Here is a 25,834-nt window from a genome sequence, read left to right on the forward strand (position 1 = left end):
CTCAGGGGCGTGGCCACCAAGTACTTGCCGAACTACCAAGTACTTGCCGAACTACCTGGCTTGGCAACGGCTGATGAGCTGGAACAAGGAAGGCGTTTCCGCCGACGATGTCATCGCGTCAGCTCTCGGCAAGCAGGTCATCAACGTTTAATCTGAACAGCGCCATTGCAACAAGGCTGCGCAAGAAAAATAGCGGAAATGAGAGCGGCTGCTCAAATGCCCGTCCGAACATTTCCTCAAGACCGCCTGCCCTTGCGCGAATGGATTCGTGTACTGGATACGGCAAGGCGGCGGCGGACAACATATCGGACGAAATCAGCGGTATTGCCTAGTCGGACCTGCGCTCACCCAATAGCCGCTTGGGGTCGATGTCAAACCAGCCGCGCCCGTCGAAATGGAATCTGGCGGTCGAAATTAGGTCTTCACGGTAGTGAGATACCGAAGGTCGAGAGCGCCTCCTTTACCGCCTTATATGCGTCTGAGGTTGCACCGAGCGTTTGGACTGCGGTAGCTACGCCGCCAAGGAGCGAGCCGAGCGCCAAGCGATTGGGCTTTGGCTTGTCGACTTCGGCAATGGTGCTCTCGATCAGCCCCTGTGCCTCGTCGCGCGTCTGCGCCGGGATATTCGCTTTGGCAAACTCGATCAGCGCTGCCTGAAGCGCACTCTTCAGACTCGCGAGTTGGTCGGACCCAATGGTCTGCTGGACGTGCGCCACAGAGTGAGATCCGGTTTGCACCGCGCCAACCGCGCTGTGGAAATTGAAAGTATCGCCTGCTGCCGCACGAGATCCACCTGCCATTTCTTCAGCCCAGCTGTCGAACTCGATTCCCTTGCAAAGTAGGTCCATCCCGTGTCGGCCAGCTCGTTGGTGGCGCATGTGCAGCTTGGCACAAAGATCCTCCACGACCGCGTTGAAATCGCTTTGGTGGGAGGCTAGCGATTCGCCTGTTGCATTTCGAAACGCCGCGGTGAACTCGTAGATCTGCAGCAACCTGCCGTCCGGAAGCGCGTTCAGCTTATTGAACAGCAGCTTTGCGATTCGCTTGCGCATAGTCGCGTTGCCCGCCGGCTGTGGCTGGTGGGGATCGCTGCCCAGAACTTCGCGAACCGTTAGGCCGTTTGCGGGATCCGAACTCACATCGAGACAGTTGGATTCCGCGAGCTGGATCCAACGGCGCGCTACGTACAATTGAAGATCGGCCTGCTGCGGCTGCTCAGAACGATACCTGGATTGGGCGCTGTATATCGCGTCCTTCCATGCAAATGCGTTTGCAACGCTGGGAAACAGGGCCATCAACTGCGTGACCGCTGCTTCAAAATTGGCACCATAGTCCGTAAGTGCCTTCAGTCCATTCAAATTATGGAATTCCACAGGGTTCCCCGAAATCGACTGCAATGCAGCCGAGTGAATAAACAGCTTGTTAGTGCCTCGTCCAACTGCATATCTCGCGATCCAGGAGGCGGGGGATGTCGCGCCCGTAATTCTACGTGCACCACCGTTTTCTGTCGCCGCAGACCCGGCGCACGTTAACGCAACGCTCCGGTTGCGGCAAAAACAGATCATCGTGTTCCAGGGCGAGCGACACTTCCGCTTGGAAGCGTATGACTTTGCTGAACTACCGCCCGGGCGGTTGAGGGAGGAGCTCAGGAACCGCCGAGCATACGACCAACCGCGCCGAGCCGCGCGTCATGGCGACGTAAAGGTGCCGGGCGTCCATCGTCTCCGGGGCTGGAATGACCGCTACCTCCGCTTCCAATCCCTTCAACAGCAAGGTGCTGCCGATGGCGCGGCGCGCCAGCGGGCGGCTCTCATGCCGATTCCGCTCCCGCTCTCGGACAGTGGCTTCGGCGAGGGTACAGCGGCCGCCAGCCGCTATCTGCATGGCGCGCAGGCAACCATACAGGACCTCCGGCCGATAGACGCGCGCGTTCTCCTGGCGGGCCAAGGCGCGCAGTGCCTCCCCAGCCAAGGGGAAAGTCGGAGCAGCTGCAAATGCCATCAGCGCGGCCTCCGCCGGGGTCGCCGGGTTGCGCGCTGTACCACGCCGCAGGCTGTCGAGCCGCGCAAGCAACGTAGCAACGCCCACCTGCGTCATGACGTCACTGGCGAAATTCACCAATCGCGTCAATGCATCCGCTGCCTGCAGGTCAAACTGCTGGCCAAAGCTGGTGAGGTCCGCCAGATCCACAGGTTCGACGGCGGTAGCGCCAGGAGTTTGGCTGGCCATCTGTCGGCGTCCCCGCGGGTTGCGGCTGTCGCCGATTACCAGCACCTGCCCCTCTGGAGTCACCGCCCGTGTCAGCGCAGCTGCCAGACGCTGTTGGTCGACCGTGCCGGGCTGCAACTGTACCCAGGTAACCTCGGCGGGCCGCTGACGCAGGTCGATATTGCCGCCAGCGTGCAGCACACGCCGGCAATCCAACAGCCACTGTCCAAGCCCGGGCGTGCCGGCGTTGATCCAGCGCCATGGCTGGTTGAGCTCACCGATAGGTGGAAACTGCTGCAGCACATGTGCATCCCAGTCCACCAATTGGTTGCCGCCGAAGCCAAAGATGGCCTGCATCGGGTCGCCAAGCACGCTGGTGGGCAGTATCGCGGCGAGCGCAGTGACCAGAGCATGCTGAACCAGGTTGCAGTCCTGGTATTCGTCGACGATGAGATGGGCGTAGGTAGCCGTCAGGGTTTCGCTCAGATGGCCGCCTTGGACGAGGGCGCAGGCAGCCAGACGAATAGCGGAATAGTCGGCGCCCGGGTTTCTTAACAGAAGGGTGTCAGCGGCAATCCTGCTGCGCGCGGGAAAGGTGCTGACCAGGCGCATGGCAAAGCCGTCGATGGTGGTCACACGATAGGCGGATGCTGGGACGTTGCCGCGTTGCATGCGCAACCGCAGCGTGGTCACGCCCGCGTTGGTATGGGTGAGGATGAGCACGGGCTTGGGGCCCGCGTGCCGGGTCAGGGTGTCGGCGATGATTTGCGTCTTGCCACAGCCCGCCGGCGCCGTGACAGTGCCGCGGCGAAAGGCGAGTAAGTCGTACTCAGGCGGCATGGGCCCACCGGAAGAGCTGGTTGATCAGTGCAACAAAGCCGGCTTCAGAGGCTTGAAGGTTGGGACCTACGATTTCGCGAGCCAGCATCTCGAATTTGGTGAGCGACTTGTACCAGCCGTTCTTTCGGTTTCGGGACGTCAAGGCAAGTAGCAGGCGCACCTCCTGAGGGTAAGGCTGATTTTGTTGGCGATACCGATAAATTCCGTCGAGCGTTGTCTGCCCCTGCGACTGGGTGTTGATGTGGGCGGCCACAAGTTCCTGGTCCAGAAACTCGATGGCGCGCTGGAGCATGGCATCCACGGCGATATCCGGCAGACTGAGGAACAGCTCATCCTCCAGGGCCCGCGCCGGCCTCCACGTGATGAATTCGCCTCCTGCGGCACGATAGGCGTCGATCGTCGCCTGAGTGGGTGGCTTGTCGGCATCGACCAGGACCATGACACGGTACCCCAACCTAAGAAGCGCAAGGCCGCGGACGAAGCATCGATCTGGCTCTCCCCCGCCCACGTTCGCGTAGGCTGTGCCAGCAGCCAGGAGTGACCGGAAGTTCTGCGTCGTCCAGTACTGGTCCAAGCCACGAATGAGGCCGACCTCACTAGCCCCTTCGCAGACGACGACACTACGCGCGAGAAACACTTCCGGGTCCGCCCGAACCGTACTCTGGATATCATCGGCGACGCCCACCGGCAGAACCAGATGAGAGCCAGCCTGGTTCCTGCGCACTACGAATATCTGGTCGCCTCTGAGTTCTCGGACGGCCACCGGCGAGTGGGTCGTCAGAAAAGCCTGCAGCGGCGGCGGGTTCTCCTTGGCGCCGAGGGAGTCGAGCAGCCGGACAAGCCGATGCGGCTCCAGGCCATACTCCACTTCGTCCACCAGGGCGATGGAAGCGCGTTGTGCTGCTGCACGCTGCAGGCCCGCCACCAGCAACCGGGAGGAACCCGTGCCCAGCGAGCGCAAGGGCACGCCCCCCTCATCGTGCAAGGCGATTGCGCCATCGCCGATCGAGACCGAGTGCGCATCCAGGAGGGCCTGAGCCCGCGCGCCGACGGGAACCCCCAGCTCAGTGGCCTTGCGGGTGACGATCTGCAGCGTTTCATCCAGTTGGGCGCCTGCCTGGTTACCGAAACTGGCACGCGCCTCCCGGGCAGCATTTGCCAGCTCGGCCCCCAGGTTCGGGCGCTCTTCGGAAAGTCGGTTAAGAACGGATCCACGGGTCCACGAGAGGTTGGAGCTGGCGTAGGTGCCCAGTCGCGCAGGCGCCAGCAAGAGCCGATCTTTCCACGCGATGTTGCGCTCCTGGCCCAGGGCCTGGGCGCGCCGGGACACCAGTGACCAGGCCGGCTCCAGTTCGCTGTCCACCGTCAGGCGTAGCGAGAGAACCGTTTCGAGCCCCTGCCGGGGCTCCTCCTCGACCAGACACGTGACGATATTGAAGGCCTGCAGGTAGTTGCCGTAGGCATCCAGGTCCTTCAGCGCGTCGGGCAGCATGCCCAGGGTCAGCGTGATCTGGATGGGCTGGGTGACATCCAGGCCGAAAAAATCCGTATCCCCGAACGAGACATTGCGCCGGGCCCCCAGGCACAGATCAATGGCGTCCAGAATGGTGGTTTTGCCGCTGTCACCGGGACCAATCAGGCAGTTCAGACCTGCCGAGGGTAGCCAGTCGAGGGATCGAATGGACCTGAAATTCTGGATCTCAACTTTGCAAATCCGCGCCACGCAACATCTCCTTTGATCTTGTTATCTGCGCTACCGAGACGGTACTGGTGACAGCCTGCCGCAATGTGGATTGGCGACACTAGAGCGCGGCCTTCACGTAGTCCGGAAGATTGATGCTGGCCTTCAGCGCAGTATGGAACTGCGTATCATCGACAGCGGTGATGGGCGCCATGGGCAAGGGCTTGAGTACTGGCGCCGCTGCCTTTATGGTGCTCTGCACGGTCCTGAAGTCTTCGCCCTCATCAAGCTCAAAATCGATGCTGCGCACCTGATCCTCAAGCAAGTCGAAGGCCATCGTGGTGGGAGCTGGCGCCTTTGCCGCCAGTTCGGGAAGGCGGGCCAGCCCATCGGCGAGCTTGGCGATCGCGGTTCCGAGCGAGAGGCCGGCCAACGGGTCGTCACCAGGTTCGGTCAGGTCAAGGGCATAGTCCTTGCCGCCGATCACGAACCGCTCCTGACGCCGTGCGTCGAAATCGAGAAAGCCCATGCGCCCGTGGCGTGGCCGACCGCCGATGACAACGGCCAGGACCAGGTCTTCACTGGCCATGACAAGTTGCCTGTAAGGGTCCTGGGTGCAGCCCTCGAGTATCAGAATATCGGCCTTCCTGCCACTTTCGATGCTGCCGACCAGGCCCTGCCAGCCGAGCATCTTCGCTGGCGTGGAAGTCACCATGCGGACAAGCTCTTCATCGGTGAACAGGCCGCCTTGGTGCTGGCTGACCAGGCGCGCAATCTTGAGCTCGCCCAGGAGGTTCTTGCTGCCGCTGGGTGACCAGTCAGACCCAAGGGCGATTGGCACCCCCGCCGCCTTGGCTGCGGCCACATTCGCCGTTTCCCCATACAGGAGCAGGTTCGACAGCGGAGACCACACCATGCCGGCGCCGGCCTGCAGACGCTGGAACTGCTCCGCCTTCAGCGCTGTGCAGTGGATCGTGATGAGGTCGCGGTCGATCGCCCAGGTATTGGGGGCGTACTCCAAGTCGAGAAAGCGTTGGCGAGCATCGTCGTCGGTGCCTTCACTGAGGTGGTAGAAGAACGGTCGATCCTTCTGCAAAGCGGGAACCAGGTCCGTCGCGATTTGGTCTGGCCGATAGTCGAGCGTCTGGCCGCCAGCCGCTGGGAAGTCCGGGTCAAGGGGAGCTTCGACGTTCCGGATCAGCCCCTGGTACCACCTTTTGCCCCCTGTGCCGCTCGAACTCAGGCCCTGAGTCGTGGTGGTGCCTCCCAACAGCGAGCGGCATTCCACAAAGCGGGCAATGCTGCGAGCGAAATCCTGGTCTGTATTGGAGCCGATGACCTTGACTGGCAGGGAGATGGAGATGTCGTAGTCCGGCTCTTGCGTGCGCCATTGGTTTCGATTGGTGTAGCGCCTGGGCACACTCCACAAGGGCAGGAAGTTGTAGCTCAGGTGGTTGTGCAGTTCGATGAGTCCTGGATAGAGGGTGCCCTGCGTTTGGATCGGCGTCACGTCGGCGAAGCTGGCTGGGATGTGGGCCGGGTCCGACGCCACAGCGGCGATGCGATCGTCCTCGATACACAGGGCGCCGTTTTCGTACACGGTGCCAACGTCATCCATGGTGACAATGCGGCCGACCAGAACCCGCCGATTGCCGCCCATCGATACCAGAAAATTCGCCATCTCTGCCTCCATTTTGTTGGTATTAAGCAGCACCGCAACGTACAGGCAGAAATGTACCGCAGTCCGATGTCTCGAGGGCGCCCCGGCTAAGGATAGCTCGACCGCCAGAGTCCGCCACCCACCCTCCCGGGGGAGGGCAAGAAGTTTGCGTCCGTGCGCGCGCAGTCAGCTAAGGCCGTCGCGGCGGCAGCGACGCTCCGCCCATAAAGGGCGAACGCATCAAAGGCAAAGGGTGGAATGGCCAAGGGAAGGGCGCGCAAGGGGAAAGGCACTACCCGCAAAAGGCCACTGAGCCAACCTGCCCCATACTCAGCGAAGCACTAGCTTTCCCGGTTGAGATTACGCACGGGCCTGGCCATTCCGTGATGCAGAAAGGTCCTCCATCCAGAGAACCCACTTCGGCGGCTTTTTGTCCTTTTGGCGCCGGCCTGCCGTTCAGGCCGCGTGGGGACTGTGGCCCCGCCCTCACCCTAGCAGCCGCACGGCGGGGCAGATTGGGGCTTCCGCGCAGCGGTAGAATTTCACGGTTGAATTCACTGAAGGTGAAAGCCATGGCACCAGCGCCTGCACGGCGCGGTCCACGCAGCTACCCCGCCGCCGCCGTCAACTCTTCGGATGAAAGGCTTCACACTCCTGCAAAAGAGGCCCATCCTTAAACGACGATCCGCTGCAACAATCCAAGCCGTCCCGTCCGACATAGGTCCCAGGCCGGCACGCCCCCGGGAGCAGTTTGTTCCACCGGGTGCCGTGCTTGTTCGGCCCACCGTTTATCGCGGCCTCGTACGCGCAGTCATTTATCCTTTGGGCCTTGAGCGGTTTCCCACGATTGAATTTCTCTTCCGTGACCCGTTTGCACTCGTTGAAAATGGGCAGATCAGCGTTCTTACGCGCTAAAGCTGACGCCATGATGTCCTTGCACTTCGGATGATCAAGGTTCGAAAAACAGTTAATGGTCCCATCCAGTTTCGCGGCGGCCACCCGAAGCCTAAGGCACTCCTTCTCGAGCAGCGTTGGAATACTTGTCGTGCCACAGCGGCTCTCGAAGAACGCTGGCGTAAAGTCGAACGTCATCTCCCCTGGGCCATCTCCGCGATACATCACGGTTAAGCACTCCTTCCGTTCCACTGCCAAGCAAATCTCACAATCTGCGTCCTTCGGGCAATCCTCGTACTTTGCAGGGACGCTCGACGGGGTGTGCGCGAACTGAGTGCCGTTGAGCCGACTCTTGAATACAACGTGAGCGTCGCAGTCGTGCGGACACGATTTTCCATCGTCATACATCGTGACACGAACTGCCTGCTTCATCTTGTCGGCGGCGGTCTCGGCCGCATATATCGAAACTTGGAAACCCAATAGCGCGGCTACGACCATTGGCGTACGGGCCAGATTGGCAAGTCGTCGTGCAAGGCTCATCAGTTCTCCAATTGAGGGGGTCTAAGTTCTGGGCGCCAGCACCAGGTGCTACTCGTTCGCGCACGCTTTGATAGCGGCGTTCGCAGTCGAGTACCTTTTTGAGAGAATCAGCGCCGAAGCCGAAATCGTGTTGATCTGGTCAACGAGGGCATTTGACGCGACTGCGACAGCGGCAATGTCCTGATCTACAGTACCTGCGCCCTTCAAAGCGGCGCTGTTGAGGAGTATCGCCAGGTTCTGCTTTACCAGAACTGCGGACGGCTTCGGTGGCGTAGGCGAGCCTCCAAATGCACCGCCTGCCTGATTCCAGGTGACCACAGATGTCTTGGCCGCGGTATACGCCCGAGAATCGATGAGTTGGAACGTCGTCGCAATTGCGTTCAATCCTCCGCTCCCAGCTGCAAGCTCGCCTTGTGCAACGACGTCCAGTGCCTGAGCTTGGGCGAGCACAGAATTCCCGTTGTAGACCACGGCCGTCTGTTCAGCGCTTAGCCCTGCCGCCGGCACCTCACCACCAACCTTCGACAACGCCCTATCTAGCGTATTGATTGCCTGGCTAAGCAGGACCTCTTTTTGCGCCAACACTCCGCTCTCGGCGTCGCGCGCGCCCTGTTCGGCGGGATCAGGCCAAGTGGCGTAGATCATCGCCCTGTCCTTCAGACACAACAATTGCTTACTCGCCTGGGTATAAGCTTGCTGCTTTGCAGGCCCATTCACTGCACTCTGGTATAGCGATACTCCCCCGACACCTATCCCGACTCCCGTCAGCAGATTCGCCTTCGCGGCACCGTGCGAAAACGCGGCGACGGCGACGCTCCCCATCGCCAGACCGATCATCCCGACGCTGAACCAAAATTCGCTGTTTGCCCAGTCCGCGGAGGCGTCCCAATAGCGCTTCTGTTGGGCATCTACCTTCTTCATTATGCTCGAGTAGCTTGAAAGATTCGGCGCGGTGCTGGTCTGCACGCCGCTGAAGCTCGCACAACCTGCGATGCAACCCGCCACTGAACATGCAACAAGGCGATTGAACGACCTCCGCATGATGCCCCCTTATTGACTTCTCCCCTTGCCGGTCACCCACCCCGGAGGCCACGGCTACGGGCAGCCGAGCAACAGGCGCTCGCACCTCACGGCGCCACGAAGGCACCCATATTGGCGGATTTCTATGACACTAGATTGGCCCGCCACCATTCGGGATGGGGAAGTAGTAGGTTCTCAGGCCACTATGGTCAGCCAGCCAAGATTCGACGGTTCCATTCTTGACCCACAACGCCTGTTGGCTGGAGTTCGAGTACACCACCCGTTCCCCGCCCAGACGCGCACCCATTAGGCCAACATGACCGTGGCGCCACTTCTTCGTGCCGGGTGCCGTCGCCCCCGGTGAAACGATGATGCCGCCCGGCGGCACATCCGACTCCGCAAAGCCATCCTGCTTGTCGAAGCCACTGGTCAGCTCTTCGACAAGGGTGTTGGTGGAATCGGTATGCGTGATCTCGCGGCTAAGGGCAGCGCTCACGATTTGTCGCATCGCCCAAACGCAGGCGAGGTTCCCGCCGTCGGGCCCGCCGGCGCTGGAGAATTTTCCCGCCTCAGCAACCATCTCGTTGGCGACGAGCACGTGATCAGCCTCCGAGCTAACGCTATAGCTGTTGCTGACTACGGCCGCGATTGTTGCAAGATTGTCAGGATCAACTTCCGTATCGCCCGTGATAAACACCAGGGTTCCGTCCGCGGAGATCGAGAACAGCAACTGTCCAGCAACGGACGCCCCAATCTGCGTAACGATCAAGAATCGGGATTGATCTCGCGAGATGACTTCGCTGGCGGTGTTATGGAACTGCTCACTGTCATCCAGATACTCCTGCACCGCAGGATACTGAGCTAGAACATCTACCATGTCGATCTCCTCACTGGCACGGATATCATTCTTCGCACAAGCAAGCCCCCTTCCAGAGCGACTTCAAGCATAGGATGAATGCACATCGTCTGCAAAGGCGGAGCGTACTCGTGAGTGATTACCCCAATTGGGTTAGCGGGYGGATGAGTGCCAGGGATGAACCTTGGGGGCACGAGGCCAAATCGTTAGCAATTTTATCGATGTCAAAACATTGCTAGTGGGCCGTAACGTTTAAATATGCAATTTCATCATACCCACGGAGGGAGTGATGACACTGACCGATGGCGAACTCGTGGATAAACTCGAGAAACAGGCCGGATCCGGAACGGGTCGTGCGGATTCGTTTCATCGGGAACGACTGATCTTGCTGCTGCCAGCAGCCTGGTAGCAGCCATTGCACTGGGGTCCGAGAGTATGAACATGGACACACGCTTTGTCGCTACGCAGGAGGCGCTCGTCCAGGAGAACGTCATATCATGGAAGTATTCCGTCGCTATACAGGTGGCACGGCACACCAATTCCGGCTGAATCCGGATATCGGGACCGTCGCCAACGCAAGCTTCGGCGACAGCGCGCCGCCACCACAGGAATGCTACATGGCAACGTCAGCCCCTCACACGCTCGGCAGGCGCGGCGGCCGTCCGATCTCCGCAGGTGGCGCCCAGCAGGAAGGCCGCGCACGCCTACTCCGGCAACGAGTTCGGCCACGGCGCCRATTGCGCAAGATCTTGCGCCGAAGTTCACCTCGCTTCCTCGCGCGCACTCCGCAAAATCGGACTTGTCCGATTGCGGGCGCGCTCATGTCGGTGTCAAACTAGATTTGTCCACGAACGTCCATCATATTGAGGGCCTGGATTACCAAGTTACGAGCGTATGAAACTCTCTCGCTATGGAATGGCGACACTGCTCGTCGCCTTCGCGTCGGTCTATTTGATCTGGCAGGGTTACCTGATTCCGGTGGCGGTAGCGCTTGCCGTCATGCTGGCCTGGCTTCACTGGCTTACGGCCGTGGAAGCCGATCGGACCGGAGAACCGCCGCATGCGCCACATGGCATGCTGACGGTGGCCGCCATTGCCGGCATCACCTTGATTTCCACGGTGACGGCTGGCCAGGGTGCCTTCTGGCTTGGCATCGGTACTCTCATCGTCTATGCCCTGCTCCTGAGTTCTCGTGCGGCCGCCCAAAGGCGGAGCGCGGCTGAAGTAGTGCAGCGACGCTGGGAGTCCGTTCCGGACCTTCAGCGCTATCTGTCACAACATCCGCGGTGCCGTACGCGCCGCGGCGTCCAGTGCTTCCACTGCGGTTCTGACAGCGCTCGCAACTGGGGCCTGAAATCCAGAGGGGACAGCCGGCGCCTGCACATTTGCAATGGCTGCAGCGCAACGCTGTATCGCAGCAGCAGTCCAGAGCCAGCAGCACCTCAGGCGGTCAGTCGTCGCGTCGCCCGAACAGCAGATGAGGCTAGCAACCCTGCAACAGGACTGCCAATGAGACCTGGCAATGGCGGAATTGATATCGCCGGGAATCCCTATGGATTCGATCTCCACAGGGACAACGGCTACGACGACGAGCATGTTCGCCGCGCGAATGAGTTCTGGGAGGAACAGGGGCAATTGCAAGACATCTCGGATGAGATTCATCGCCACACTCAGGAACTCTGGGAGGAAGAGCGGCAAATGCAAGACATCTCAGACGAGATTCATCGCCATACCCAGGAGTCTTGGGACGAGCATGACCGCCATATGAGGGAAGAGGAACAAAGGCGAGATGCTTGGCACGAGCAATAGTCAGGACATCAACTTCCATTCTTGTCGCCTTTCCAGAGATCTCTGAGCTTTCTCRCTCCCTGGATTGCCAGAGGCTCTGCCTTCTCCAACTGCTCTTTTGCAGAATCCCTGACCTCGGCTGCCTCCGTTGTCACCCGATCCTTCCCTCCATCCACCGCGGCCCGAGACACATTGATCCGCTGCGCGGCTTCACCTGTCACCCTGGCCGCATCGACATTCGTCGGCATCGATGGCGCCGAAGGCATCGACGGCGTATCCATGCCGTCACTCGAATCTGCGCCAAGTCGCGGACGGTTCGCCGGACGCACGGGGAAGCCACGCCGGCCGCGGCCGTTGTCGTAAAGCCCGCCGGGCGTGCCACCTGCCCTATCGCCTCCGCTTCCATCGCCCGACAACATCCCTCCTAGCTCGCCGGCACGCCCCCGCACCCCGCTCATCGCCTCGGCGTGATGCGTCTGTATTGCACCGCTATCCAGGCCTTGCGTCGAAGCTCCTGCAGTTGTCTGCGCGGTAAGCGCATCGTGCGTGCCGGACAGTACTTGGGCCGCGAAAGCTGCCTTCTGGCTATCGCTCATGCTGTTCCAGCCGGCCAAGCCCACGCCACCGACGATGGCATCGTTAAGCGTCTTCGTGGTGTTCACCGACATCGCCCCAGAAGCTGAATCCAACCGCTCCTTCGCCTGCTGTAGCTGCTGCGTGTTGGACAAGGAAGCCGAGAACTTCTGCGCGAGCCCCTGAGCCTTGCGCAAATCGTTTGCTTCGCCACTGTACGACTCGGAAGCATTGCCTGCTTGAATTTGGTTCAGACGGCTCTGGATAGCTGATTCGAGCATCCTCGCTGAAGTTTGCATTTGATCGCCGACGCTAACACTGCTATTCGAGCCCGTCTGCGTTCCCTCGCGAGAAGTAACGGCTCGATCTCGGCTTGACGCCGTACCTATTTGACTCGACACGTTCCCCGGCCGACTGCCGATCGGACTTCCGCCCTTCCCGTCCTCATTTGCCTTAAGCGAGTCGCGAAGCCGACTAACCATGCCGCCCACATTGGCATTGACACTCGAACTCTCCTGAATTGCGGCGCGCCCTGTGCTATCGACACCAGCCGCATTCCCTGCTGTTGTCTGCGTTCCAGTCGACTCCGAATGGGTGCCATCGCGACTAATGGTCTCATTCTGCTGCCAGCCGTTCGAGGCAGAGCTCGACTGATTCAGGGAGCTCGATTGCCTCCACCCATCGCTACGACTCCAACTGCTCTGCACGGATTGCGCGAGCTCCAGTCCGGCCTGCCACGTGGATTGCTCACTCTCCACGAGAGCCTTGCGCACCGATGCCGATGCCTGGCTCGTAAAGTTGCCCGAGATCCCGCCCAGGTTAGGCACCCGTGCCGACTGGTCGATCACCGCGCCCCCGCGGCCGCCACCCAGACTGCTCCCCCCGCCAGCGCTGCTGCCGTAGGCACTGCTGGTCATGGTATCGAAGCCATCGGCCGAGCTCATCGAGACCAGACCCTGTGCCGAACGGACCTGCCGGTCCAGCTTCCCTGAGTTGCTGGTGTACTGGGACACGTTCCCCCACTGCACATTGCCTGCGGACAGGTTGCCTGCCGCTGTCTGCTGCGCGGCCGCACTGGCCGCGCTCTGGCCCGGGCCTGCCAGCGACATGGCCATCGAGCTGACCGACGACGTGCCGACCTTGGCGAGCACCCCAGCAATGATTGGGACCAGCATGCAGACCCAGCCGGCGGCCGACTGGATCCACCAGGACTCGCCGAGCAACGTGGAAGCGTTGGACAACGCCGGGCCGTCCGGGCCGCTGCTCAGTTCATTCATCACCACCTGCGTGAAATTGCGTGCGGCCCCGCGCGTCACAATGCTATTGACTACCGCATAGAGCGGCGCCCAGAGCTGCACCCAGAGCAGACCTGCCAGGTACGACTTGCCCACCAGGCCCGCGCCCGATCCGGACAAAACGAGCAGCACACCGATGATCGGGAAAATCGCCAGCGTGATGACCTCCATCACGTTGTGCAGGATAGGCAGCGAGCCTTCCGCCATATTGCGCATGGTTGCGCTGCTTGCCTCCAGCGTTTTCTGCGCGATGGTGGCCGCCGTGATCGCGTTCATCGTGGCCGAGTCCCCGCGCATGGCTGCGATGGCGCCTTGCGACTCCTGCACCAGGTTCATCATCATGGCCTGCTTGAGCGAGTCGGCTGACGAGCGCGATATCTCCATCAGGAAGGACTCGGTGCCGGCAATCGACGCCGCCACGAAATCGCTGCCCGTTTCGGCCACCTTGCCCGCGTAGCGGCGATCGAGCCGCCTGAGCCCGCGCTGCACATCCTGCTGCAGCGCCAGCCCGAGCTGCTGATAGGCGTATGGGCAGGCATACACCAGCGGCGCGGGCGTGACCGCACCGCCCGAGAAATTGATGGTGGCCACTCTCGCCGGGTTGAGCCAGTCAGCCTGCCCGAGCAGGCCCCAGATGTCGCGGGAGCGAATCAGGTCTTCCAGCTTTTGCGGATAGTCGAGCAGCTCCGGGTTCACACACGACTTGACGAACATCGTCATGTCATTGCGTAGCGCCGCCGAGTTGATCCGGGTGCGCTGCACATCCTCCACCAGGCGGGCACCAAACACCATGCCGGTCTTGGAAAAGCGCAGGTCATCGATCGGCGTGAAGAACGTCTCGTAGCTCTTTGTCAGCCACATGCCAACGTGACTGATCTCGCTGGCAAAGACGCCAAGCCCAGCCGGCACCCCCTTCACTGTGTACACCTGCCCTGCGCGCTCGTCCTTGATGATCAGTTCCACCTTGGGCCACAGCAGCCCGAGATGGAGGAGCGCGATCAGGACCAGGTGCATCCCGAAATCTTTCACGCGGACTGTCGCGATCAGCGCACAGATCGCCCCCATCGAACCGGCGATCGCGCTGACCTTCAGCAACCCGCGCATGTCGTCGGTCGAGAAGATCATGGCGATCGCCTGGAACGTGTCGCGGACCACTTCCGCATTCCAGTAGGTGTAGTAGGTGTGGACCATGTTCAATCCCTGGTGGGTTCCATCAAGGCTGACCGAATCGCAGGTTTGCTGCGACGTCAGCAGAGAGATTGCCGTACAGCGCCTTCTCCACGTGCAGCAACTGGGTCATGACGCCCGTCTGGGCTGAGATGACCGCGTAGACGGCCTTGCGCGCCTCCGCCGCCTGATGGGCCAACACGAAGGCCCGGGCGCGCAGATACTCCACGTGCTTGAGCTTGACCTTGCCGCCGGGCCCGGATATCTCGGCGGTCCCCGCTACCTTGTCGAGGTTGGCCGCCATATCCTGGATGTAGTGGGACACCAGTTCGACGGCCATGGCGTCGCAGTAGGACATCAAGAGCGTCTCGGACACGCCGGGATACTTCTGGTAAGCCGACGCTTCGATCAGCCGGTAGATCGGCAGCCCGGATGTATTGCGTAGCATCTGGATATCCTCATCCAGACTCGGCGGCCCGCCATAGGCATTGCGGGCACGGATGCCGTCTCGGATCCGCAATGCCTTGTCGCGGATCACCTTCGCAAAGCCAACCTCCAGGGAGTCGGTGGCCGTTGGCTGCATGCACTTGGATTGATCGTCGCACCGGTAATAGCGCACCTGGGTGCTGGGGGCATTGGGCAGCCCCAGGAATTCGACGAGGGCCTTCTCGCCGTCGTAGAGTGGCGGCCGGGACTCGGCCACGATCACATCGTCCGGATCGGAGCTGTTCGTCCCGCCCTTGGCTCGCATGATGGTGGTGCCAAACAGCGCTAGGATCAGCTCCTTCTCATGTTCAACCGTCAGCCCCTGCGAATAGCCGCTGAACTTGCCATTGTTCAGGAGGGCCCAAGTCAGGTTGAGCTCGAATCCATCGAGCTTTGCCCCATCGGTATTGAGCACGTCGGCCACATTCTTCTTGACCTCCGCCATCGAGGTGATGCGCTGCTGTGCATCGGTATAGTCACCGCGCGTGCCCAGCGCCTGGCCCGCCTGGAACGCGTTCTGGGCGATCCAGTCGCCCGCGCCAGACTGTGCCAGCAGGGTCTTGGCCGCATCGCAGGAGTTGCGGAACTGCCGGGTCCAGTTCTGGATGTCGCCAGACCATTCGCGGATCTGTGCCATCAGGTCGGGCGCCATCGACTGCAACGCCAGCGAGAAGGCGAGGCCTGCGGCGTTCTGCCCAACATTGCGCAGGAAGTTGATCATCTCCTGCTTGTTCGCAATGCCGAACGCACCCAGGAAGATGTCGATCCCGCCACAGCCCGCCTTCAGGTTGGGCGGCGTCACGTAGAAGGGCTGGAAGTCCCGGTTGGGCGAGCGGAAGGTAAAGCTCCCCCCAGTGACCACATCCACGTCCCGCCCGTGCACAAAGCCCGCCGAGGCGGAGGTAGAGGCCGCGCCGGCGCTGTTGAAGTAGTCTTCCATGAAGCCGGCGTGCGCCAGGTTTGCCTGCATGGCGAGCGCGACCGCGCCGGCGATGATCTTCTTGGCCAGTCTTGCCATGGATTACCTCTGTGCGCTGGGGCGGCCGACGGAGAGCCGCGGGTCAAACTGCTGGTCCACGCTGCGGGTCTTGAACACCAGGATGCGGCGCACGATATCGTCCTGGCCCATCACGCCAGAGCCCAGCATGATGGCCTCCTGCGTGCGGCGCGAAACCAGGTAGAGCGTGGGGGTCACCTCGATCCCGCGCCCAGCGGACACCCGCCTGGCGATGCCGTTGTCGGGGCGCCAGTTGGCAAAGCCGGGGATCGGCCCGCCATCCAGGCTCACCGGAATTACCTGGATCCCAAAGCGCTGCGTGAGATCGGCCAGCACCGGGGCCTGGATATGGCAATAGCTGCAGTCGCTGCGGTAGAAAAACAGCAGCCCGTACTCCTGCGCGATCGCCGCGACCTGGTCGCGCTCGCCCTGGTAGCTCGCATTGCGGATATCGGTCTGCGCAAAGCTGACGAAGGGGTTGATGTTGTTGAAGTCGATATCAGGGCTTTGCCAAACCACACGCTGGGACACCGCGGTGAAGCGCTGAGACTGATCCAGCATCTCAGCCTTGAACTTATGAAAGGCGTAGACGTTGTGCTCGGTCGGATTGATGACAGCAATGTCCTTGAGCGCCTCGTAGTGCTTGTTGATGGCCTTGGTCGACGCGAAGGCCGACAGCGGCACGACGGGCGCCACCGGCGGCGCTTTCTTGCGCCTCACGGGAGGGTCATCCGGGGGGTACCAGTTAAACCCCCGGTCGGCACGGCCCCAGATATCGGACTCCCACCAGGCGCCAGGGGACTCTGCAGGATCGTCAGGCACCGCTGCCGCAGCATCTGTCCGTGCGCTCTGCGCATGGCTATTCGCGGCCATGGCGATCGTCATCGCGAGCGCCAGCACGCCCAGTAGCTTGGAATGTCTCATCGCCAGCTCCGTTTGAGTAGATGCACCAGGGCGACCAACGGCCAGAACATGAGTTGGCCGCAATCGTCGATCGCGCCACCGAGGGTGTATTCCGACTCGATGAAGGTGCAGCGCAGCCTGAGCCAATCCCATAGCACCACCGGCCCTGCCAGCATGTAGAGCGCGCCACAGGAGAGTGGCAGGAGCCGCTCCCCGCCGAAGAACATGGCAACCCCCAGCGGCAACCCGCAACTACTCACGAAACAGGGAAAGAAGTAGATGAGCAGCCCAGCTGCAAATGCCGCGTGTTCGTTCCAGGTCATCGGCTCGCGATACAGCGGCCGCATTGCCACCGGACGGGCCTTGGCGCGTGGACGGAAAGGACGCAGCTTAAGATCCTCTCCGTTCCGTAGACGCCTTCTGACCTCCGGCACTGCCACCCAGGGCCATGCCAACAACTGCGCCGCTATCATCAAGACGCCACGCAAGCTCAGGCGCGGCTCCACGTAAGGGAATGGCACGCGCAGCCAGTGGCCCAGGACGAAAACGCCGGCGCCCACGTACGCCAGGGAAAGTGCCCCGCCCAGGTCCCCGCCGACAAGGTTGCCCCACATGTAGATCAGCATCCCAACAAGAGTGATCGGCATGGCAATACACACATACAGAATCACGAAGCGACCCAACTGGCGTAGGGCGGCCACGCCCAATTGCTGAAGCTTGAGCATCACCGGCTTCATCGCGCACCCTCCCCGCTTGCCGGCGGCGGCGCACCGTCAGGGCACAGGTTCATCTCGAACGACCAGGAGAAGGGCCGGCGCACCCCTGCCGCGTCGACGGCCACCGGCGCGCTAAGCGTGGTGCGAAGGCGCTTACATGCGCCGCCCAGGTCGCGGATGGGTTCGATGTAGGCGAGGATGCGTGGCGCCTGGATCTGCCGGCGCAGCGTTTCGACCTCTTCGCCCGATACCTCCACGTCCACAGGACTTGCCGAGAGAGCGCGCTTGATGGCATCCGACAGCGGCTCGGCCGTGTGCGCCGCCGTCGCCCACGCCATCGTTGCAGCAAGCAGGATTCGACGGACGATCATTCGATCAACTCCTTTAGCACAATGTCCCCATCCGCCGGCACGCCGCTGCGCTGGCAAAGCGTGCGCGCAACCGCCTCGGCATATCGATTCACGAATCCAAAGCGAGCACCGGCAGTTATCGCAATGCCGGCAGTGATCGACGACAGCACCACGATCAGATACAACGCAGCTCGAGCGGCTTCCGAGACGTCATTGGGACTAGCGTTGCTCAGCGCCTTCATCGCGCTCAAGAGAACCTCCGGCTCCAAGGCGATCAGCGCTAGCCCGCATAAAGGCGCCCAAACCGCAGTAGCCGATATCGATCTCCCGGCAGCGCGCGGGACGGCACCCACAGCGCTGGCAAACTGCGCGGCCGCATTGCGGAGATCATGCAACGCATCCCGTTGCATGGCGGCGTAGTCTGCGTCCGAGACCACTGCAACCTTGACCCCACGGACGCACAGCTCCCAGTTCGTTGCATCTCTCTTTTCCATGCGGCGAACCAGGGTGCGGTCGTAGCGATGCAGCCACACAGCGACGCCAAACAAGCACGCTGCCAGAAGGTAAGATCCGAGCAACGCACACGCAATCATCACCACGAGGTAAGCGAGCAGCACCCAGTTCATTTTGTTCTGCAGTTTCATCAAGCCTCCTGATAGTGGGTGAGTTGTCGTCATGGTTTGGAACTTGGCCGTTGCACGGCGGTTCTGGTGCGCTTGTGCATCCTGTCCACAATCGCCCCCTTGTCCTGATCCTTGGGTATGACGTCCTGGTAGAACTCCTCCAGGTTCATCGTCCCGAAGTCCAGTTGGGTGAATTCGTCAATCAGGAAACCCGAGCAATCCGGGTTGGCAGGGTCGCCCCAGCCCTTACCCAGTTGTGGGCGCCCCTGCTCGTTGATAATCCGGGAGAGCTTCGAGTTAAAGCAGCAGTAGCCTTCCTTCTTCTCCAGGCAGACGCCCAGTTGCTTGCTGCCGCAATACGAACCCACTCGGGTGCAGAGACCCTGCCCCTTGCGCATGGCAAGCAGGTTGTCGTCCTCCTTGCACTGCATGTACTGCGTCACGACCTGTATCGCGACCTGGAAGGCGAGACTGTAGGGATCAAAGGCAAAGCCTGTCATGGGCGACCAGGACACGCCGTAGAAGCTGAATGGCGTGTCTCCAAACGAATAGCCCTTGGTGATGCCGAAGAAGTTCAACGCATTGGTGCCCATGCCGGTGCTGGATAGCGCGTCAAACAGATAGGCCGAGCCCACGGTCTTGACCGCTTCGCCAGCGATGTACTTGACGCCCGTCCGGGCGGCTTGGTTCATCATGCTGTTGCTGGAATTGCCGCCTTTGGTGGTGGCCTTGCAGCAGTCAACCATGCCGCCGATCTTCTTGGTGCAACTGCTCTTCTCGCCCCCGAAGATCTTTAGCGTGGCCGGATCCAGGTACATGCCAACCTGGCGCTGTGCCTCCAGACCACTGATCACCCGTCCGAAGTCCCTATCCGCCGCTGGAATATGGGTCTCGCAACGCCCGCCCACGCAGATCTGGTCGCCGCAGACCTGGCGGTCGGTCGTTTGCTCAGCTTGGGTCAGGCAGGTGTAGAGATGCTCCCGCAACCCGCACTGCCCTGCCGGAAGCGTGTCGAGGCAATTGCTACTACTGAGGGCGCAGGCCTTGTTCTCTTTGAGGTCGCCGCAATCCGACTTTAACGTGGTGTCAGCGCATACGTAGTCGTCCGTCCAGGCCCAGCAGTCCTTGGTCACGTCGAGCCCATTGATGTTGCGCGTGCCGCCTGGATCCGTGCAACGCCGGCCCGCGAAGGTGCAGTTCCGGTTGTTCGCGTACTGCTCGCATTGCGACTTGTCGATCAAGTCGTTAATGATCGTGTAGCTGCTATCCAGATGCGCCACATGTTCCGGCAGCGGCTCGCCCGCCTTGGCATCGCAGTTGTAATCCACCTGGTAAGCATTGCAACTGCCGTCCCAGGCTTGCGATGTGCAGGTGCGGGCCACCTCCTTGCAGTCAGCCTTGTTCTTGAGCGGCTCGCAGTAGTTTTTGTAGTCCTGGGTGATGCAAGCGTAGCGCTCTTCCCATTGCCAACAGTCCTTCGTCACCGACAGCCCGTTGATGACGCGAGTGCCACCCGGCTCCACGCAGACTCTTTCGGATCGCTGGCATGACTTGTTCGCTTCCACGCTCTCGCATTGGCTGCGATCGATAATGTCGGTCGACACGGTGTAGGTATTATCAAGCTGGACGACCCCTGCCGGCGGCGCGACGGACTGGCCACAACGATAGGTATCGGCATAGCGAATGCAGGCACCGCTGGAGCCAACCTGGGTGCACTCAGAGCCCACCTGGAAGCAGCCGGGGATGGCCGCGATCGCACTGCAGTAGTTCGCGGGACTGCTGACCTCGCAAGTGAACCGGGACTCGTAACGCCAGCAATCCCGATGCACGGCGTAGCCGCTCACATACTTGGTGCCCGAATCGACACAGTATTCGGCGGTCTTGCGGCAGTCCCCTGCCCAGGCCTGGAAGAGTATGGCCGACAGCAATGCCCCAAGCATGCCACGCAGGAGGCAATTCATTGCCGCGCCTCCAGGCTACGGCACTGGTTGTCCCAGCTATCCACGAATCCCACTACCGGCTTCCAGACCGTGGGCTGTGTGAAGCCGGCGGAGCCACGATAGTTCGACAGGTTGCCGCTGGTCTGGATTGACGCCGTGCACCAGCCTCCACTGCATGAAATGCTGAGATGGGAACTGGCACAAAAGCTGTTGCAGGTATTCCGGCTTGCGGTGGCGCACCACCATCCCGAGCCGGATCCCCCGTCCATCGGCGTATGGACGTTCGCATTGCATCCTGGCCGGAGGTAGTACCTCTGGTTGGGAGAGGCCCCAGTCTCGAAGCGCAAGCTACTGCCGTCGCTGCCACAGTACACACGGCCCACAGAGTTGGAGCCCGAGCCAGGCCGCCCGCCGAGATCGACAACTAGCTGCCCAGGCGAGCAGCCGGGCTGCTGCTGCCAGTTGGTGACGGCCGTCACGATCAACTGCTTGCCGCAAGTCATGGTTTGCTCGGCCTTGAGCGTCCGACTGCACTGGTAGTTGTACTCGGGACTGACCTGGATCACCCGCCCGACCGTGCAGGTGCGTTGCGCCTGATTCTGGATCGATTCCAGGCAGCGGTACAGATGGTCTGCGTCGACCTCGACCTTGCGCCCAAGGACGCAGGCATCATTGCGTGTCACAGCGTAGTCGTTGCAGACACGGCTCTCGTGCTGCGCTGGCAGTGTGACCGTGTCAGTGCGGCAGGCCGATTCGCCACTGACGAGTTGGTTCAGGTCGCCGAGCTGACTGCCCGGGTTGCCATAGAGCGCGCGGTACCGCACCAGCAGTGGATCGCTGCGGTCGATGTGGAACTGCGGTGCGGTCTGCGGGCGGCTCTTGAGCAGGTTGATGGCCTGGCATTCGGTGTCGCTCATCCCCGCGCAGCCCTGCACGCGGGAAGCGCCAGGCGCATTGAGCTGCCCCTGTCCGCCCCGGTAATGGTCGGATGGCTGCGCCGCATTGGTATAGCCGGGAACGGTTTGCTGCGCATTCGGTGTCGTGATGCGCTGGAACAGTCCATCGATGAGCAGATCGCCCAGGCCACGCGCGATACCATCGGCTTGCGCAGGCGTCACGTCGGCGGCGCGCACCGCCGCAAGCGTGGTGAGGGTGATTGCCATGCCGATCATCACCGGAAGGAGACGCCAGCGCATCAGACGCCCGGCACGTCCTCGTCGATAGCGCGCCGTCATGGCCTCTCCCCCCGCAATTGACCCAGCACCTGCCGTGCGATTTGCCCAATCCCATCCTTACGCACTGCGACCCGCTCCAGCGCGTAGTCCAGGCTCACATCCCCGTCCACCCGTGCTGAGCGATTGGCACACGCGCCCTCCGCGCAGTCCTCCAGGGCGTTGAGCGAGACCACCACGACAGGTACGGTGCGGATATCGAAGCGTTCGAACTGGCGAGGGTCGATCAGCACCACGGCGCCGGTGTCAGTCACTGGCTTCATGGCATCGACCGAGCGCTTCCAGTTGCCCTGCCCCATCCCGTAGCGCAAGCCCCGGAAGATCACAGCGGCACCGGCACGGCGAGCTTGCTGGCCAATGCGCTTGAGTGTGGCCTCGGGCATCGACAGCGAGGCAAATACCATCACGGGATACCTCCGTTCCGCCGGTGCCGGTGCCTGGGTGGGCTGGTAGCGCTGGGCAAGCGCCGCAGGATCGGGCATCGGCTGTGCCGATCTGGTCCGCAGGTCCGGCACGTTGACGGTGCCCATGGCCGGATCCGGCATCGCCTGCAGCACCGACTGGGCCCGCAGTTGCGCTGCCGACATGGCGCCTTCCAATGCGGCATCCGCCGGCACGGTGTGCTGAGCGACTGCGCTGGTGCAGGCCATCATGCCCGCCATGAGAATGCGTATGCGCATTAAAAGGCCCCCATGCAACAGTCGCGTTTGCGATACAGGATGTACGCGTAATCCTCGCCGCGGTACGGAAACGATTTGCCTGCGCCCCAGAGGATGGTGGAGCGGCCGAACGGCTGGCAGCAGCGCCCGTTGATCTTTTCGGTCTGGCGCGACGGGTAGGTCATGCTGGTCTTGTAGTTGCGCTTGTCCATCAGCGGCTGCATCACATAACCGCAGGTCCCGTCCTTGCCGCTGGCGGACCAGATGAGCCCTTCGCGATGCATCTTGTTGGTGAAACGCTGACTCAATAATTGCGATGCCTGCACCCCACCGATGTGGGTCGACACCCAGCCGTTGAGCGGATACATGCCGCCCTGACAGCCCGCGCACCAGAACAGCTCTGAGAGCGGGAAGCCGGCCGTGGCCGCCACGCAGTCGGCGGCGCAGGCGGCCTGCGCCAGCGGCGAGGTGAAGAGCGCCACCTCCGGATTGAGGATGAACGTCAGTTCGGAGTCCCCCCACAGCGGATCGACCTCGGTGAAATACGCCAGGTCAAACACGTTCTGCTCCAGGCACGGGTTGTCCAGCAGGATTTCGAGCCAGAACAGGATGGGGTTCATATACCAATGCACCTGGTAGAAGGAGGTGGCCGGCTGGGCCTTGCCCTCGCCAATGCGGCCGTGCGCTGGCGCATCGATCCCTGGATCGAGCATGACGCCACCCAGCGAGGGGAAGCAGAAGGGGCGGCGTACCACCTCGACCGTGCGCACCGGCTCCCAGAAAGACATGCTGACACCGGCGCGAGGCAACGTCCCGTCGCTACCCGAGCACCAGCAGAACGGACTGCCCGAAGTGCCGTTGTCCTCCTGGCCATCGCGCATCATGGTCATGTCGCCAATCTTGAGCGGCAGGATGCAGGACCAGCAGATATCTGTGATCGGGTTGAGGAACTTCCCTACGCAGGTGGGGCTGCTGCCTTGCTGCGCGCGAGCCCCTGCGCAAGCCAGTACAAGCGCCAGCGAAAGGAATAGCCGTGCGATCATGGCAAGACCTCCTCTATGCGCAAGCGCTTTCCGTCCTGGCGCACGACGGCGGGTACCTGGCGGATGCCGAGCTTGCGCACAAGCGACCCCGACTGGTCGTAGAAGACCTGACGCCGCCAGTGTCTTTGCAGGGCAAGGTAGTCGCCATTGACCAGGATCGGCTTGCTGGGCGTGCGCGAATCCGCCATCATCCTGGCCGCCAGCGCAACCTGGCCTGCATCGCGGGCATCGAAGAACACCAGTTGCTGGCGCATCGCCACCTGGTCGAGGGGATTGAAACGCTGGCCTGCCTGCACCAGGATCTCGCCACCAGGGCCGGCAATAGGACGTCCGGCCACCACCGTCGGGTCATAGTAGAAGGCTCGCGGCGTGACGGTGCGTACCACACCCTGGGCCGGCTTCGGGTTGCGCATCGCGTGTTCTGAGCGCGCGACCGCCTCGCGCTGCAGACGCGCCAGGTTGCCCGAGCGCGCCTTGTCCTCCAGGTTGCGCTGGATCTCCTGCAAGAGATCCGGCTCGATGATGGGATAGGTCGGACCCAGAGCATCGGCCGCGCGCGCCGGCACAACATGCAACGTCATGATGAGGACCACAAGGAGGAGAACTCGCATCGTTCCTCCCCTCAGAAGAGCTTGCGGGCAGTGCCGACGACCTGCCCGTAGTTGACCCAGCCGGTAAGCGCATAGCGCGAATCGAGCGAGTCCGGGTGCGGTGTCCAGACGAAGAAGCGCCCAGGCGGAATGCGCCCGGCCGGCCCCATCTCCAGCACCTCGCCCCGCGCCGTGCTGAACTTGGCCGTGCCGACGTAGACGCCGTTGATGAAGTAGTCGCGCCCCTGCGTGGTCACCATGTCCCCCGGCATACCCCTGACGATCTTGATGAAACGCACACCGGCGGGGTACGGTCCACCGCCCGGCCACGCGAACTCCACCAGACTGCCACGCGCAATCTGCCTATCGCCTTTGGTCACCAGGAACACGTCGCAATCCGCAATGCTGTAGGACAGATTCACATGCAGCGCCCACCGGTTACCGATCTGTCCGCCTGCGATCAGGATCAACGCCCAGGCCCACCACCAGCGCCCGAAGTGTTTCGCCATCATCGGCGCCAGGGCATGGCCGCACCTGGCGATCTTTACGGTAGGGATATTCATGGTGCCCCCTCTCTGGTCTGCATCCGCTCCTCGAGCTTGGTACGTGCATTGGCCACGGCCTGCGCCGACATGCCCAGCCGGGCCATTAGCACCGGCGTCATGTCTTCGACCTCGGCATAGGCGCCGATAACGGCGGCACGGGTCAGCAGAATGCAACCGCACTCGGCCTGCAGCGCCCGGAGCGCCGCGCTCATCTGCGTGCCCACGCCGCTCGTCTCCGCCAGCGCGGCCTCCCGGTCCCGGTCGGTCATATTCGGACGGGTGATGCGCTCCGCGAAGCTCGCCCGTTTTGCATCCAGCACGGCCTGCAGGTCGACGGTCGCCATACGAGGCTGATGCTGACGGGCCCACCAGGTGGCCCCGGCGACCATGAGGGCCGACAGGCTGGCTGACACCAGGATCGCGGCCACTAGCAGCCGGCTGGCAGTGCGGCGCCGGGTCATTGCATCTCCTCCAGGTACTCGTCCTCTTCGTCGAATGTCGGCGGTACGTAAAGCGCCTGGCCAGCGGCCTCGCGCGCGGCCAGCACAGCCTCGATCGCCTCATCGGTGGACAGGCCCTGCGCACGCAAGTCGCGTACCGCCTGGAAGTCCGCCGGCTGGGTAGAGAAAGTGACGAGGGAATACGGATCCAGATACAGTCGGCCCACGGCCGGCGGCAGGTCTCCGGCCTTGACAAAGATCTCCGCATACTTGCCGTGGACCGTCTTGACGCTCTTGAGCAGTCCCTTGGTGTACTCGTCGAGCTCCAGCTTGTCGGACTTGACCAGCTGATTGATCGACTCGGCCTTCTGACTGAGCAGGAACATCCAGTCGGCGTTCTCAAAAGCCGCGCGCGATGTCTCGGACTTGTAGTAGTCCGCGATCGACTGCGTGGCGGTGAAGAAGCCCCCGCCGTACTTGCGTGCGCGCCGGTAGCCCTTCTCGATGAAATCCCCGGAGTTTCCGCTGCTCATCAGGTCCCAGGCTTCGTCGATCACCGCGAGCTTGGGCTGGTCGCGCCGGGCGAGATACATGCCCTGCGTGATGCGATACATCAGCATCATCATGACCACGGCTTGCAGGTCTGGCCGGGAGGCCAGCTCCTCGAGCTCCAGCACGATGAAGTTCGCGTCAAAGCGCACATTGGCCGGGCCGTGGAAGAACCGGCCGTAAGGCCTAATGCCGTTCAGTTAAGAGCTGAACGGCATTTTTGTATGTAGCGTCAGAGG

General features: G+C 62.0%; 22 protein-coding genes and 1 pseudogene. 2 read left to right on the forward strand and 21 right to left on the reverse strand.

Annotated features, from left to right (window positions below):
- Positions 1-422: 422 nt before the first annotated feature.
- From AB4061_RS37695 to AB4061_RS37725, 7 genes are all read right to left on the reverse strand, one after another.
- Positions 423-1,373, reverse strand: a complete 951-nt coding sequence (locus AB4061_RS37695; protein ID WP_441641193.1) for a hypothetical protein — start codon at positions 1,371-1,373, stop codon at positions 423-425.
- 244 nt (positions 1,374-1,617) lie between these two features.
- Complete coding sequence (locus tag AB4061_RS37700; RefSeq protein ID WP_441641194.1) at positions 1,618-3,048, reverse strand: UvrD-helicase domain-containing protein; 1,431 nt, start codon at positions 3,046-3,048, stop codon at positions 1,618-1,620.
- On the reverse strand, positions 3,038-4,771 hold the full coding sequence (locus AB4061_RS37705; RefSeq protein ID WP_441641195.1) for an ATP-dependent nuclease: 1,734 nt from the start codon (positions 4,769-4,771) through the stop codon (positions 3,038-3,040). Before AB4061_RS37705 ends, AB4061_RS37700 begins: the two co-directional genes overlap by 11 nt.
- 79 nt (positions 4,772-4,850) lie before the next feature.
- Positions 4,851-6,410, reverse strand: coding sequence for an amidohydrolase family protein (locus AB4061_RS37710; protein WP_441641196.1), 1,560 nt, complete (start codon positions 6,408-6,410; stop codon positions 4,851-4,853).
- 603 nt (positions 6,411-7,013) lie between these two features.
- On the reverse strand, positions 7,014-7,823 hold the full coding sequence (locus tag AB4061_RS37715) for a hypothetical protein (RefSeq protein ID WP_441641197.1): 810 nt from the start codon (positions 7,821-7,823) through the stop codon (positions 7,014-7,016).
- A 48-nt stretch (positions 7,824-7,871) separates the two neighbouring features.
- Positions 7,872-8,789 carry a hypothetical protein gene (locus tag AB4061_RS37720; RefSeq protein ID WP_441641198.1) on the reverse strand — a complete coding sequence of 306 codons (918 nt, stop codon included), beginning with the start codon at positions 8,787-8,789 and terminating at the stop codon, positions 7,872-7,874.
- Positions 8,790-8,994: 205 nt separating this feature from the next.
- Positions 8,995-9,720, reverse strand: coding sequence for a hypothetical protein (locus AB4061_RS37725; protein WP_441641199.1), 726 nt, complete (start codon positions 9,718-9,720; stop codon positions 8,995-8,997).
- A 339-nt stretch (positions 9,721-10,059) separates the two neighbouring features.
- On the opposite strand from AB4061_RS37725, the pseudogene AB4061_RS37730 reads away from it, so the two are divergent.
- Together AB4061_RS37730 and AB4061_RS37735 are read left to right on the forward strand one after the other, a co-directional pair.
- Positions 10,060-10,191 (forward strand): annotated as a pseudogene (locus AB4061_RS37730) (nitronate monooxygenase); the annotation flags it as partial.
- 402 nt (positions 10,192-10,593) lie between these two features.
- The gene (locus tag AB4061_RS37735) at positions 10,594-11,508 is read left to right on the forward strand and encodes a hypothetical protein (protein WP_441641200.1); all 915 of its coding nucleotides are present in this window, start codon (positions 10,594-10,596) and stop codon (positions 11,506-11,508) included.
- 8 nt (positions 11,509-11,516) lie between these two features.
- On the opposite strand, the gene AB4061_RS37740 is transcribed toward AB4061_RS37735, so the two are convergent.
- The 14 genes from AB4061_RS37740 to AB4061_RS37805 form a co-directional block, all read right to left on the reverse strand.
- Positions 11,517-14,546: a conjugal transfer protein TraG N-terminal domain-containing protein gene (locus AB4061_RS37740; protein ID WP_441641201.1), complete on the reverse strand. Its 3,030-nt coding sequence runs from the start codon at positions 14,544-14,546 to the stop codon at positions 11,517-11,519.
- A gap of 22 nt (positions 14,547-14,568) precedes the next feature.
- A complete protein-coding gene (locus tag AB4061_RS37745) occupies positions 14,569-16,026 on the reverse strand; it encodes a conjugal transfer protein TraH (RefSeq protein WP_441641202.1) in 1,458 nt (485 codons plus the stop codon).
- A 3-nt stretch (positions 16,027-16,029) separates the two neighbouring features.
- The gene (locus tag AB4061_RS37750) at positions 16,030-16,929 is read right to left on the reverse strand and encodes a conjugal transfer protein TraF (protein WP_441641203.1); all 900 of its coding nucleotides are present in this window, start codon (positions 16,927-16,929) and stop codon (positions 16,030-16,032) included.
- Positions 16,926-17,645, reverse strand: a complete 720-nt coding sequence (locus AB4061_RS37755; RefSeq protein ID WP_441641204.1) for a hypothetical protein — start codon at positions 17,643-17,645, stop codon at positions 16,926-16,928. The genes AB4061_RS37750 and AB4061_RS37755 overlap by 4 nt, the downstream gene beginning before the upstream one ends.
- Complete coding sequence (locus AB4061_RS37760; RefSeq protein WP_441641205.1) at positions 17,642-17,995, reverse strand: hypothetical protein; 354 nt, start codon at positions 17,993-17,995, stop codon at positions 17,642-17,644. The genes AB4061_RS37755 and AB4061_RS37760 overlap by 4 nt, the downstream gene beginning before the upstream one ends.
- Positions 17,992-18,618, reverse strand: a complete 627-nt coding sequence (locus AB4061_RS37765) for a hypothetical protein (protein ID WP_441641206.1) — start codon at positions 18,616-18,618, stop codon at positions 17,992-17,994. Before AB4061_RS37765 ends, AB4061_RS37760 begins: the two co-directional genes overlap by 4 nt.
- A 29-nt stretch (positions 18,619-18,647) precedes the next feature.
- Positions 18,648-20,558 carry a conjugal transfer protein TraN gene (gene traN, locus AB4061_RS37770; protein ID WP_441641207.1) on the reverse strand — a complete coding sequence of 637 codons (1,911 nt, stop codon included), beginning with the start codon at positions 20,556-20,558 and terminating at the stop codon, positions 18,648-18,650.
- Positions 20,555-21,700 (reverse strand): hypothetical protein, encoded by a 1,146-nt coding sequence (locus AB4061_RS37775; RefSeq protein ID WP_441641208.1) that lies wholly within the window; start codon positions 21,698-21,700, stop codon positions 20,555-20,557. The genes traN and AB4061_RS37775 overlap by 4 nt, the downstream gene beginning before the upstream one ends.
- Before the next feature lie 68 nt (positions 21,701-21,768).
- The gene (gene trbC / locus AB4061_RS37780; RefSeq protein ID WP_441641209.1) at positions 21,769-22,449 is read right to left on the reverse strand and encodes a type-F conjugative transfer system pilin assembly protein TrbC; all 681 of its coding nucleotides are present in this window, start codon (positions 22,447-22,449) and stop codon (positions 21,769-21,771) included.
- Entirely contained in the window at positions 22,449-23,471 is a 1,023-nt protein-coding gene (gene traU, locus AB4061_RS37785; RefSeq protein WP_441641210.1) for a conjugal transfer pilus assembly protein TraU, read from the reverse strand. The genes trbC and traU overlap by 1 nt, the downstream gene beginning before the upstream one ends.
- Positions 23,468-24,082, reverse strand: coding sequence for a type-F conjugative transfer system protein TraW (gene traW, locus AB4061_RS37790; RefSeq protein WP_441641211.1), 615 nt, complete (start codon positions 24,080-24,082; stop codon positions 23,468-23,470). Before traW ends, traU begins: the two co-directional genes overlap by 4 nt.
- 11 nt (positions 24,083-24,093) lie before the next feature.
- A complete protein-coding gene (locus AB4061_RS37795; RefSeq protein WP_441641212.1) occupies positions 24,094-24,624 on the reverse strand; it encodes a S26 family signal peptidase in 531 nt (176 codons plus the stop codon).
- Positions 24,621-25,067 carry a hypothetical protein gene (locus tag AB4061_RS37800; RefSeq protein WP_441641213.1) on the reverse strand — a complete coding sequence of 149 codons (447 nt, stop codon included), beginning with the start codon at positions 25,065-25,067 and terminating at the stop codon, positions 24,621-24,623. Before AB4061_RS37800 ends, AB4061_RS37795 begins: the two co-directional genes overlap by 4 nt.
- Entirely contained in the window at positions 25,064-25,747 is a 684-nt protein-coding gene (locus AB4061_RS37805; RefSeq protein WP_441641214.1) for a TraG/VirB4 family ATPase, read from the reverse strand. The genes AB4061_RS37800 and AB4061_RS37805 overlap by 4 nt, the downstream gene beginning before the upstream one ends.
- Positions 25,748-25,834: the final 87 nt, after the last annotated feature.

This window comes from Cupriavidus sp. YAF13 (assembly GCF_052113425.1).
Classification (GTDB): domain Bacteria; phylum Pseudomonadota; class Gammaproteobacteria; order Burkholderiales; family Burkholderiaceae; genus Cupriavidus.

Excerpts from the sequence above, each read along its gene's own strand:
- AB4061_RS37795 (WP_441641212.1), bottom strand. The coding sequence starts at position 24,624 with ATGAATATCCCTACCGTAAAGATCGCCAGGTGCGGCCATGCCCTGGCG.
- AB4061_RS37760 (WP_441641205.1), bottom strand. The coding sequence starts at position 17,995 with ATGATCGTCCGTCGAATCCTGCTTGCTGCAACGATGGCGTGGGCGACG.
- trbC (WP_441641209.1), bottom strand. The coding sequence starts at position 22,449 with ATGCGCATACGCATTCTCATGGCGGGCATGATGGCCTGCACCAGCGCA.
- AB4061_RS37750 (WP_441641203.1), bottom strand. The coding sequence starts at position 16,929 with ATGAGACATTCCAAGCTACTGGGCGTGCTGGCGCTCGCGATGACGATC.
- AB4061_RS37735 (WP_441641200.1), top strand. The coding sequence starts at position 10,594 with ATGAAACTCTCTCGCTATGGAATGGCGACACTGCTCGTCGCCTTCGCG.
- traN (WP_441641207.1), bottom strand. The coding sequence starts at position 20,558 with ATGAATTGCCTCCTGCGTGGCATGCTTGGGGCATTGCTGTCGGCCATA.
- AB4061_RS37775 (WP_441641208.1), bottom strand. The coding sequence starts at position 21,700 with ATGGCAATCACCCTCACCACGCTTGCGGCGGTGCGCGCCGCCGACGTG.
- AB4061_RS37725 (WP_441641199.1), bottom strand. The coding sequence starts at position 9,720 with ATGGTAGATGTTCTAGCTCAGTATCCTGCGGTGCAGGAGTATCTGGAT.
- AB4061_RS37755 (WP_441641204.1), bottom strand. The coding sequence starts at position 17,645 with ATGAAGCCGGTGATGCTCAAGCTTCAGCAATTGGGCGTGGCCGCCCTA.
- traW (WP_441641211.1), bottom strand. The coding sequence starts at position 24,082 with ATGCGAGTTCTCCTCCTTGTGGTCCTCATCATGACGTTGCATGTTGTG.
- AB4061_RS37715 (WP_441641197.1), bottom strand. The coding sequence starts at position 7,823 with ATGAGCCTTGCACGACGACTTGCCAATCTGGCCCGTACGCCAATGGTC.
- AB4061_RS37800 (WP_441641213.1), bottom strand. The coding sequence starts at position 25,067 with ATGACCCGGCGCCGCACTGCCAGCCGGCTGCTAGTGGCCGCGATCCTG.
- AB4061_RS37710 (WP_441641196.1), bottom strand. The coding sequence starts at position 6,410 with ATGGCGAATTTTCTGGTATCGATGGGCGGCAATCGGCGGGTTCTGGTC.
- AB4061_RS37745 (WP_441641202.1), bottom strand. The coding sequence starts at position 16,026 with ATGGCAAGACTGGCCAAGAAGATCATCGCCGGCGCGGTCGCGCTCGCC.
- traU (WP_441641210.1), bottom strand. The coding sequence starts at position 23,471 with ATGATCGCACGGCTATTCCTTTCGCTGGCGCTTGTACTGGCTTGCGCA.
- AB4061_RS37700 (WP_441641194.1), bottom strand. The coding sequence starts at position 3,048 with ATGCCGCCTGAGTACGACTTACTCGCCTTTCGCCGCGGCACTGTCACG.
- AB4061_RS37765 (WP_441641206.1), bottom strand. The coding sequence starts at position 18,618 with ATGAAACTGCAGAACAAAATGAACTGGGTGCTGCTCGCTTACCTCGTG.